Raw genomic sequence first — 10,669 nt, forward strand, 5'->3', positions numbered from 1 at the left:
TGGTATAATATTTTAGAAAAAATGGTCTCACAGCCAACTTATTCCTTGGTAGATATGCGCTCAGAGCTGGATATTAGTATGCAAACCTTGCAAAAGAGTATCCAACAATTAAATGATGTTTTGGCTCCGAGTATCCAGATTATCTCACAAGATGATCAGTTAATGTTAGAGGTGTATGACTATACTGAGTTGGAAAGGATTTTATCTGGTAGTTTAAAACGGGAGAGTGACTTCAATTCTTCCAGTAAAAGAATTGCCTATTTACTAAAACGTTTAATTGAGTCAACCTCCCCTCTTCTTATTGACGACTTGGCTGAGGAAGCAGGTGTTAGTAGAAGTACCCTTAATAAGGATTTAAAACAAGTAAAATCTTTGGCAGAGAGTTACTCTATCACTATTTCAGGAAAGCCCAACCGTGGGCTGGAGGTCTTGGGGTCCGAGCTGAATTTGCGCTTGCTCTATATTCACCAAGTGGCCCCTTACTTTGAAGGAAAGACACTCACCGAGGCAACATCTTCTTTTCTGGAGACGCTACTCCAGGAGTATAAAATCCCGAAAGAAACAAAGGAACTCCTTCGAAAGACAATTTCAATTATGGTGGAGCGTATTCATGCATCTAGGGTGTTGAGTTGCCCTATTCCTTACTATAGGAATGATTTAACAGAGACACCTTTGGTTGAAAAATTAATCTATCATATTGAGATGACTTATAAGATTTCCCTCAGTCAGTTTGAGATAGACTTTTTGTGTTTTCCGTTTAATATCCGTTTTATTGACACTTTAAGCAAGCCGTCTTATCAATCTGAACAGCTTGCAAACATTTTTCAAGGGATTGTCAAGAAAGTCAAAGAAACAATGTTGGTTAACTTTGATGATGAAGAATTATTTGAAGAAATCAAGTCTCATCTAGGCTCCTTAATCAATCGACTGATTTTCCATGTGCAAGCTAATGATATATTCCATGGCGAGGTTCAAACTCAATATCCTTTTGCTTTTGAAATGGCGAAAATTGCTGGAGAAGAACTATCTGCAATTTTTGGTTCTGAATTGGAATTATCTGAAATCGGATATCTGGCTTTGTATTTTGAAATGATTTTAAGAAAGCAAAACTCTGTTGTAAATGGTTCTCGCAAGCAGATAGCTGTAGTTTGCACAACAGGAAGAGGAACTGCTGCGATGATTATTCAGCAACTCAGACGAATTCTTGGAAATGATGTAGACATTACTCAGTATTCTGAAGAGGATTTTAATCTGGATTTGAATCAGGACTATTTCGCGATTTTTACGACAGTTCCTCTAAAATATAAAGATTCTAAATCTCCAGTCATTCAAGTTAATCATCTTTTTGATGATCAATGGCTGCAGGAAGAATGGCAGAGGGCCAATGCTTTTCATCAAAAAAATCTAGAAACAGTCAGCTTACGTTTTCTTCGTTTGACTCCCCAAAAAACCTATCAGCAATACTTGCTAAATATGGTTGCAGAGTTAGAGAAACTTCAGATGATTGATGAAGGTTTTAGAAATCGGATAATTGATAGGGATAAAAAACAATCAACCATTTTTGGTGGAGGAATTGCCTTCCCCCATACAATTAACCAGGGTTATGCAAAGACTATTTTAATGTTTGGAAAGCTAGAAGAGCCTTATCAAAAAGGAGATGATTGGATTGAATTTATCTTTCTAGTCGCCATTCCCTCAGAAATTGAAAGCAAAATGGAGAGTGAATTGCTGGAATTGTATGACGACATTTTTCGAATTGCAGGAGAGCCTTCTCTAAAAGAAGCATTGAGGGCTGTAGAAACAGAGACAGAGTTTCTATCATTTTCTAAGAGCAAAGGAGTATTTTAATGAATTCGCTAATAATTTTCGCTGTATTTGTCATGGCAGCTTATATATTTCAAATGTTCCTCGGCTGGCAGCAACTCAAAGACTTCAATAAGACCTATACGATGCTCCGAAAACTGGGGCGCGTAGCGATTGGCAGGAAGTCCGGAAGAATCAAATCCGGTACGATTGTCATGTTCGCGGTTGATGAAAACGGTCGGGTTCTTAAAGCTAGCAAAATGCAAGGAGTCACAATCTTAGCACGTTTTCAAAATATGGACGATTATGTTGGAGAAGACATCCATTATTTTGACAAGTATAATCCTCTTGTGAGAAAAGAAAATAAGTTGATGCAATCAGCCATAGAAGATGCTAGAAAAGTCTATCTTTGGAATGAGGCAGGTATTGAGAAAGAGACAAGTTCATCTGATTCTTTTCTGGGATTCGGCTTTTATGCGAATTACTTACAATTATCTATTAAACAGTTATTTAAAAAAAATAAGAAAGGGAGTTCCTTATGAATCACATTACAAATTTTGCAGAGAGTTTTATGAAACTCTTCCAATTAGGTGGAGAAACCTTTATTAGCTGGATGACAAATATTGTACCGCTTGTCTTAATGCTATTGATTGCAATGAATACCCTTATCGCTTTCTTGGGAGAAGAGAAGGTCAATTCCCTGGCTAAGATTTCTGCCAAAAATCCTGTTAGCCGGTATATGATTTTACCTTTCATTTCTGCCTTTATGCTGGGGAATCCGATGGCAATCAGTATGGGACGTTTCTTACCAGAATATTATAAACCTAGTTTTGTAGCAGCTCAGATGCAGTTCTGCCACACTTCAAATGGTGTATTTCCGCATATCAATCCTGGGGAATTGTTTGTATGGATGGGAATTGCAACAGGAATTCAAACTTTAGGTTTAAGTCAAATGGACTTAGCCATTCGTTACATGCTTGTTGGGCTTGTCATGAACTTTGTAGGCGGTTGGGTGACCGATTTTACAACTGCTTATGTAGCAAAACAGCAAGGTGTTACCTTGAGTAAAACATTTGATTTATAGAAAGAGTGAAATTATGTCATATAAGAGTATAAAAGTTGTTAAAGGAAATGGCGGTTTCGGAGGACCTTTGGTCATTACACCTAGTGAAGCTAAGCATAAATTCATCTATATCACTGGCGGAGGAGAAAAGCCAGATATTGTAGATAAAATTGCTGATTTGACCGGTATGGAAGCTGTTAATGGGTTTAAAACTTCTATCCCAGATGAGGAAATTGCTTTAGCAATCGTGGATTGTGGCGGTACTCTTCGCTGTGGTATTTATCCTAAAAAGGGGATCCCTACAATAAATATTGTCGCTACAGGGAAAAGTGGGCCTCTAGCTCAATATATAACCGAGGAAATCTATGTGTCAGCAGTTGGCCTTAATCAAATTTCTGCTGCTAATGAAGACGAAAAAGCGACAACTGTGGTAACAGAAAAGCCAACTTACGATACTAGTAAAAAAATTACAGAGCAAAAAGCTGAAACAAGTATTGTAGCAAGAATTGGGATGGGCGCTGGGAAGGTCGTTGCGACTTTCAACCAGGCTGCTCGTGAAGCCATCCAAACAATGCTCAACACGATCATTCCTTTCATGGCCTTTGTTTCCTTGCTGATTGGGGTTATTCAAGGTTCAGGTGTTGGAAATTGGCTGGCAAAATTAATGGTTCCCCTAGCTGGGAACATCTGGGGACTCATTTTGATTGGCTTTATCTGTTCCTTGCCATTCCTATCTCCTTTGTTAGGCCCCGGAGCTGTTATCAGTCAGATTATTGGAACCTTAATTGGAGTTGAAATCGGCAAAGGGACTATTCCGCCCCAAATGGCTCTGCCAGCTATATTTGCTATCAACACTCAAAACGGTTGTGATTTCATTCCTGTAGCACTCGGTCTATCTGAAGCCAAGGCTGAAACAGTTGAGGTTGGTGTCCCTTCTGTGCTTTATTCACGCTTTCTCAATGGTGTTCCGCGGGTGCTAGTAGCTTGGATAGCTAGTATTGGCCTTTATCAGTAAACTTTTGATAGATGCACGTAAACATAGCAACTATTATGTTAAACTTATCTATAAGCATAAGTTTATGACAGATTTGAGAAAGGATGAATAGGAATTAGATGAAGAAAATTTTTGAAGCTAAAGTAATTCAAGTGGGGCCTGAAGCTCAGAATATGATTCAAGATGCCAATATGCTCATTTTGTTTGGAGAAGAAGCTCCGGAAGACTTAGCAGAGTATTGTTTTAAAATCGATAACAAAAATCTTCTAGGTGCAATACTAGAAGGTGGAAAGCTGGTGGTAGATAGTCAGGAATATTCGATTACTGCCGTAGGAAATGTAGTAGAAAAAAATTTAACTGGACTGGGCCATATCACGATTTCTTTTGATGGTTCAAAAGAGGGCAGCCTGCCGGGCACTCTCCATGTTGCAGCAGACCAAGCAGTAGTAATTGAAAAGGACTCTACCATTCAGATTTTCGAAACTGCTTGACCATAACAAAATTTAAAATCAAGCAATTTAGAAAAATAAAAGTCTAAAAAATTGATTCAGAGCTTGGACAAAAAGTCCAGGCTTCTGGGTCTAAATTAGAAAAAATAGATGACGCAGTGGTTGATTGGCAAGTCAATCAAACTAGCCAGTCAGTGCAAGGGAATTCCCAGCAGATGGATCCACAAGGGGTGCCTGAACAGAAGGAAAAGACCAAAAAGGTATTTACCCAACTTCAGCTAACTTCTCAACAGACTTGCACTCATTGGGTCAATTTATCCAAGAAGGAACTCGTATCATGTTTGAAACAGTTGTCCGTGTGGATAAACCACGTAAGAACGTGATCATTCCTACTTTGGAAGAAGACCTTGACGGACTTGGTTACCTTCAAGGAAAAGACGTTGACTTTGTAAACAAAAAAGCAACTGACGGTGTTCTTCTTGCCCACACAGACGGTGATGTACCAAACATGTACGTCACCCTTCCAGAGCAAGATGCCTTCACTCTTGGTTACACTATCTACTTCTTCGAATTAGCAATTGCCCTTTCAGGTTACTTGAATGCCATCAACCCGTTTGACCAACCAGGTGTTGAAGCCTACAAACGCAACATGTTTGCCCTTCTTGGAAAACCAGGATTTGAAGAATTGAGCAAAGAGCTTAACGCACGTCTATAATAGAAGAAAAGAGTGGCTTGTCCACTCTTTTTTACTCTCTTTATTCGTAGACATTGGACTCAGGCGAGACTTGTGATATAATATAGAAAGTAAAAAGGCAGACGCCTAGAGACTTTATAGGAGAAACTATGTCAAAAGATATCCGCGTACGCTACGCACCAAGTCCAACAGGACTACTACACATCGGAAATGCCCGTACAGCATTGTTTAACTACCTTTACGCACGCCATCATGGTGGAACTTTTATCATTCGTATCGAAGATACAGACCGTAAACGCCATGTTGAGGATGGAGAACGCTCACAGCTTGAAAATCTTCGCTGGTTAGGCATGGATTGGGATGAAAGTCCAGAAACTCATGAAAACTATCGCCAATCAGAGCGTTTGGAACTCTATCAAAAATACATCGACCAATTGCTAGCCGAAGGAAAAGCCTACAAATCTTACGTTACAGAAGAAGAGTTGGCAGCTGAGCGAGAACGCCAAGAAGCAGCTGGCGAAACACCACGCTACATCAATGAATATCTTGGTATGAGTGAAGAGGAAAAAGCAGCTTACATTGCAGAACGTGAAGCAGCTGGTATCATCCCAACTGTCCGTTTGGCTGTCAATGAGTCTGGTATCTACAAATGGCACGATATAGTCAAAGGTGATATCGAGTTTGAAGGTGGCAACATCGGTGGTGACTGGGTTATCCAAAAGAAAGATGGCTACCCAACTTACAACTTTGCCGTTGTTATCGATGATCACGATATGCAAATCTCTCACGTTATCCGCGGTGATGACCATATTGCTAACACACCCAAACAGCTTATGGTTTATGAGGCTCTTGGTTGGGAAGCCCCAGAATTCGGTCACATGACTTTGATTATCAACTCTGAAACGGGTAAAAAATTGTCTAAACGCGACACCAACACCCTTCAGTTTATCGAAGACTATCGTAAGAAAGGGTACCTTCCAGAAGCTATCTTTAACTTTATCGCCCTTCTTGGTTGGAATCCAGGTGGCGAAGATGAAATTTTCTCTCGTGAGGAATTGATTAAACTCTTTGATGAAAACCGTCTCAGCAAGTCACCAGCTGCCTTTGATCAGAAGAAACTAGACTGGATGAGCAACGACTACATCAAGAGAGCTGATCTTGCGACAATCTTTGAAATGGCTAAACCATACTTAGAAGAAGCAGGGCGTTTGACTGACAAGTCTGAAAAAATGGTAGAACTCTACAAACCACAAATGAAGTCAGTGGATGAAATCGTTCCATTGACAGATCTTTTCTTCTCAGATTTCCCAGAGTTGACAGACGCTGAGCGCGAGGTCATGGCAGGAGAAACCGTTCCTGTTGTTCTAGAAGCCTTCAAAGCGAAGCTAGAAGCAATGACAGATGAAGAATTTGTAACAGAAAACATCTTCCCACAAATCAAAGCAGTTCAAAAAGAAACAGGTATTAAAGGGAAAAACCTCTTCATGCCGATTCGTATTGCAGTATCAGGTGAAATGCATGGACCAGAACTTCCAGATACGATTTACCTATTAGGTCGTGAGAAATCTATCCAGCATATTGATAATATGCTCAAAGAGATTTCTAAATAAAAAGGACTTCCGATGGATACATGGGAAAAAATGTATGAAGAAGCACGAACCTTATTCAATCCCCATGAAGTTTCTGACTTTGTTTATGCTAACCATGTTGTTGCTGCAGTAGAAGCAGAAGATGGTCAGATCTTCACAGGATTTTGTATGGAGGGCACTTGTGGCGTTTTTCATCTCTGTGCAGAACGAGCAGCTCTCTTCAATATGTATCAATTTTCAGGACAAACTAAAGTTAAGAAAATCCTCGCCCTTCGAGACAAACCTCCCTACGGCGAAGGATCAGGTATGCCCTGTGGCGCTTGCAGAGAATTTCTCTTAGAATTGAATGCTGAAAATAAAGAAGCAGAGTTCATGATGGACTACGAAACAAGAAAAACAATTAAAGTTGCCGAGTTGATCCCATACTGGTGGGGAGAGGAACGTGCGACTAATTGGCAAGATAAATAGAAGGAGTCAGTTTAACTGGCTCTTTTCCCTTATCTTTTCAGAATTTTGGTAAAGAGGTAAAAAAGTTCTTGACAAAGTAGGAAAAGTAGGTATAATAGAAAGAGTTGAAAAGCTCAAGGTCCGTTGGTCAAGGGGTTAAGACACCGCCTTTTCACGGCGGTAACACGGGTTCGAATCCCGTACGGACTATGGTGTATTGCGGTTAAAAAAACTTGGAAAAAAGTTTCAAAAAAGTGTTGACATAGGTTAGCAGCTGTGATATACTAATATAGTTGTCGCTTGAGAGAGATTGAGTGACAAAGACCTTTGAAAACTGAACAAGACGAACCAATGTGCAGGGCACTATAACTAAGGTTATAGTACTGAACAATGAAAAAACAATAAATCTGTCAGTGACAGAAATGAGTGAGAACTCAAACTTTTAATGAGAGTTTGATCCTGGCTCAGGACGAACGCTGGCGGCGTGCCTAATACATGCAAGTAGAACGCTGAAGAGAGGAGCTTGCTCTTCTTGGATGAGTTGCGAACGGGTGAGTAACGCGTAGGTAACCTGCCTGGTAGCGGGGGATAACTATTGGAAACGATAGCTAATACCGCATAAAATGGATTATCGCATGATAATGCATTGAAAGGTGCAAATGCATCACTACCAGATGGACCTGCGTTGTATTAGCTAGTTGGTGGGGTAACGGCTCACCAAGGCGACGATACATAGCCGACCTGAGAGGGTGATCGGCCACACTGGGACTGAGACACGGCCCAGACTCCTACGGGAGGCAGCAGTAGGGAATCTTCGGCAATGGACGGAAGTCTGACCGAGCAACGCCGCGTGAGTGAAGAAGGTTTTCGGATCGTAAAGCTCTGTTGTAAGAGAAGAACGAGTGTGAGAGTGGAAAGTTCACACTGTGACGGTATCTTACCAGAAAGGGACGGCTAACTACGTGCCAGCAGCCGCGGTAATACGTAGGTCCCGAGCGTTGTCCGGATTTATTGGGCGTAAAGCGAGCGCAGGCGGTTAGATAAGTCTGAAGTTAAAGGCTGTGGCTTAACCATAGTACGCTTTGGAAACTGTTTAACTTGAGTGCAAGAGGGGAGAGTGGAATTCCATGTGTAGCGGTGAAATGCGTAGATATATGGAGGAACACCGGTGGCGAAAGCGGCTCTCTGGCTTGTAACTGACGCTGAGGCTCGAAAGCGTGGGGAGCAAACAGGATTAGATACCCTGGTAGTCCACGCCGTAAACGATGAGTGCTAGGTGTTAGACCCTTTCCGGGGTTTAGTGCCGCAGCTAACGCATTAAGCACTCCGCCTGGGGAGTACGACCGCAAGGTTGAAACTCAAAGGAATTGACGGGGGCCCGCACAAGCGGTGGAGCATGTGGTTTAATTCGAAGCAACGCGAAGAACCTTACCAGGTCTTGACATCCCTCTGATCGCTCTAGAGATAGAGTTTTCCTTCGGGACAGAGGTGACAGGTGGTGCATGGTTGTCGTCAGCTCGTGTCGTGAGATGTTGGGTTAAGTCCCGCAACGAGCGCAACCCCTATTGTTAGTTGCCATCATTTAGTTGGGCACTCTAGCGAGACTGCCGGTAATAAACCGGAGGAAGGTGGGGATGACGTCAAATCATCATGCCCCTTATGACCTGGGCTACACACGTGCTACAATGGCTGGTACAACGAGTCGCAAGCCGGTGACGGCAAGCTAATCTCTTAAAGCCAGTCTCAGTTCGGATTGTAGGCTGCAACTCGCCTACATGAAGTCGGAATCGCTAGTAATCGCGGATCAGCACGCCGCGGTGAATACGTTCCCGGGCCTTGTACACACCGCCCGTCACACCACGAGAGTTTGTAACACCCGAAGTCGGTGAGGTAACCTTTTAGGAGCCAGCCGCCTAAGGTGGGATAGATGATTGGGGTGAAGTCGTAACAAGGTAGCCGTATCGGAAGGTGCGGCTGGATCACCTCCTTTCTAAGGATAAGGAACTGCGCATTGGTCTTGTTTAGTCTTGAGAGGTCTTGTGGGGCCTTAGCTCAGCTGGGAGAGCGCCTGCTTTGCACGCAGGAGGTCAGCGGTTCGATCCCGCTAGGCTCCATTGGTGAGAGATCACCAAGTAATGCACATTGAAAATTGAATATCTATATCAAATAGTAACAAGAAAATAAACCGAAACGCTGTAGTATTAAAAGAGTTACTGACTGAAAGGTCAGAAAATAAGGTTAAGTTAATAAGGGCGCACGGTGGATGCCTTGGCACTAGGAGCCGAAGAAGGACGTGACAAACGACGATATGCCTTGGGTAGCTGTAAGTAAGCGATGATCCAGGGATTTCCGAATGGGGGAACCCAACAGGTACTACCTGTTACCCATATCTGTTAAGGATGTGAGGAGGAAGACGCAGTGAACTGAAACATCTAAGTAGCTGCAGGAAGAGAAAGCAAAAGCGATTGCCTTAGTAGCGGCGAGCGAAACGGCAGGAGGGCAAACCGAAGAGTTTACTCTTCGGGGTTGTAGGACTGCAATGTGGACTCAAAGATTATAGAAGAATGATTTGGGAAGATCAGCCAAAGAGAGTAACAGCCTCGTATTTAAAATAGTCTTTGTACCTAGCAGTATCCTGAGTACGGCGGGACACGAGAAATCCCGTCGGAATCTGGGAGGACCATCTCCCAACCCTAAATACTCCCTAGTGACCGATAGTGAACCAGTACCGTGAGGGAAAGGTGAAAAGCACCCCGGGAGGGGAGTGAAATAGAACCTGAAACCGTGTGCCTACAACAAGTTCGAGCCCGTTAATGGGTGAGAGCGTGCCTTTTGTAGAATGAACCGGCGAGTTACGATATGATGCGAGGTTAAGTTGAAGAGACGGAGCCGCAGGGAAACCGAGTCTGAATAGGGCGCATTAGTATCATGTCGTAGACCCGAAACCATGTGACCTACCCATGAGCAGGTTGAAGGTGCGGTAAGACGCACTGGAGGACCGAACCAGGGCACGTTGAAAAGTGCTTGGATGACTTGTGGGTAGCGGAGAAATTCCAAACGAACTTGGAGATAGCTGGTTCTCTCCGAAATAGCTTTAGGGCTAGCGTCGACATTAGAGATTCTTGGAGGTAGAGCACTGTTTGGGTGAGGGGTCCATCCCGGATTACCAATCTCAGATAAACTCCGAATGCCAAAGAATTATGGTCGGCAGTCAGACTGCGAGTGCTAAGATCCGTAGTCGAAAGGGAAACAGCCCAGACCACCAGCTAAGGTCCCAAAATAATTGTTAAGTGGAAAAGGATGTGGGGTTGCACAGACAACTAGGATGTTAGCTTAGAAGCAGCTATTCATTCAAAGAGTGCGTAATAGCTCACTAGTCGAGTGACCCTGCGCCGAAAATGTACCGGGGCTAAAACAATTTACCGAAGCTGTGGATACCTTTATAGGTATGGTAGGAGAGCGTTCTATGTGTGATGAAGGTATACCGTGAGGAGTGCTGGAACGCATAGAAGTGAGAATGCCGGTATGAGTAGCGAAAGACAGGTGAGAATCCTGTCCACCGTAAGACTAAGGTTTCCAGGGGAAGGCTCGTCCGCCCTGGGTTAGTCGGGACCTAAGGAGAGACCGAAA

7 protein-coding genes, 2 tRNA genes, 2 rRNA genes and 1 pseudogene (1 of these 12 cut by a window edge) are annotated in these 10,669 nt (G+C 42.9%); all 12 read left to right on the plus strand.

The window, feature by feature from the left end:
• The first annotated feature begins 21 nt into the window (after positions 1-21).
• Positions 22-1,848 (plus strand): BglG family transcription antiterminator, encoded by a 1,827-nt coding sequence (locus I6G42_RS03120; protein WP_080639548.1) that lies wholly within the window; start codon positions 22-24, stop codon positions 1,846-1,848.
• A complete protein-coding gene (locus I6G42_RS03125; RefSeq protein WP_033585448.1) occupies positions 1,848-2,345 on the plus strand; it encodes a transcriptional regulator GutM in 498 nt (165 codons plus the stop codon). The genes I6G42_RS03120 and I6G42_RS03125 overlap by 1 nt, the downstream gene beginning before the upstream one ends.
• Positions 2,342-2,887 (plus strand): PTS glucitol/sorbitol transporter subunit IIC, encoded by a 546-nt coding sequence (gene srlA / locus I6G42_RS03130; RefSeq protein WP_001015684.1) that lies wholly within the window; start codon positions 2,342-2,344, stop codon positions 2,885-2,887. Before I6G42_RS03125 ends, srlA begins: the two co-directional genes overlap by 4 nt.
• 13 nt (positions 2,888-2,900) lie before the next feature.
• Positions 2,901-3,881: a PTS glucitol/sorbitol transporter subunit IIB gene (srlE, locus tag I6G42_RS03135; protein WP_038804194.1), complete on the plus strand. Its 981-nt coding sequence runs from the start codon at positions 2,901-2,903 to the stop codon at positions 3,879-3,881.
• A gap of 98 nt (positions 3,882-3,979) precedes the next feature.
• Positions 3,980-4,351, plus strand: coding sequence for a PTS glucitol/sorbitol transporter subunit IIA (locus I6G42_RS03140; protein ID WP_008808177.1), 372 nt, complete (start codon positions 3,980-3,982; stop codon positions 4,349-4,351).
• Positions 4,352-4,547: 196 nt separating this feature from the next.
• Positions 4,548-5,024, plus strand: a pseudogene (gene pgi, locus I6G42_RS03145) (glucose-6-phosphate isomerase); the annotation flags it as partial.
• Positions 5,025-5,152: 128 nt separating this feature from the next.
• Entirely contained in the window at positions 5,153-6,613 is a 1,461-nt protein-coding gene (gene gltX, locus I6G42_RS03150) for a glutamate--tRNA ligase (protein WP_038804193.1), read from the plus strand.
• A gap of 12 nt (positions 6,614-6,625) precedes the next feature.
• Entirely contained in the window at positions 6,626-7,060 is a 435-nt protein-coding gene (locus tag I6G42_RS03155; RefSeq protein WP_038804192.1) for a cytidine deaminase family protein, read from the plus strand.
• A gap of 117 nt (positions 7,061-7,177) precedes the next feature.
• A tRNA-Glu gene (locus I6G42_RS03160) sits at positions 7,178-7,249 on the plus strand.
• 231 nt (positions 7,250-7,480) lie between these two features.
• A 16S ribosomal RNA gene (locus tag I6G42_RS03165) occupies positions 7,481-9,029 on the plus strand.
• Positions 9,030-9,080: 51 nt separating this feature from the next.
• Positions 9,081-9,153, plus strand: a tRNA-Ala gene (locus tag I6G42_RS03170).
• A 122-nt stretch (positions 9,154-9,275) separates the two neighbouring features.
• Positions 9,276-10,669, plus strand: a 23S ribosomal RNA gene (locus I6G42_RS03175) (it continues 1,510 nt past the right edge of the window).
• Together the 16S and 23S rRNA genes with 2 tRNA genes alongside form the textbook arrangement of a ribosomal RNA operon.

The sequence above is a fragment of the Streptococcus oralis genome, from assembly GCF_016028255.1.
Lineage (GTDB): Bacteria > Bacillota > Bacilli > Lactobacillales > Streptococcaceae > Streptococcus > Streptococcus oralis_AC.

Excerpts from the sequence above, each read along its gene's own strand:
- srlE (WP_038804194.1), top strand. The coding sequence starts at position 2,901 with ATGTCATATAAGAGTATAAAAGTTGTTAAAGGAAATGGCGGTTTCGGA.
- I6G42_RS03120 (WP_080639548.1), top strand. The coding sequence starts at position 22 with ATGGTCTCACAGCCAACTTATTCCTTGGTAGATATGCGCTCAGAGCTG.
- I6G42_RS03140 (WP_008808177.1), top strand. The coding sequence starts at position 3,980 with ATGAAGAAAATTTTTGAAGCTAAAGTAATTCAAGTGGGGCCTGAAGCT.
- gltX (WP_038804193.1), top strand. The coding sequence starts at position 5,153 with ATGTCAAAAGATATCCGCGTACGCTACGCACCAAGTCCAACAGGACTA.
- srlA (WP_001015684.1), top strand. The coding sequence starts at position 2,342 with ATGAATCACATTACAAATTTTGCAGAGAGTTTTATGAAACTCTTCCAA.
- I6G42_RS03125 (WP_033585448.1), top strand. The coding sequence starts at position 1,848 with ATGAATTCGCTAATAATTTTCGCTGTATTTGTCATGGCAGCTTATATA.
- I6G42_RS03155 (WP_038804192.1), top strand. The coding sequence starts at position 6,626 with ATGGATACATGGGAAAAAATGTATGAAGAAGCACGAACCTTATTCAAT.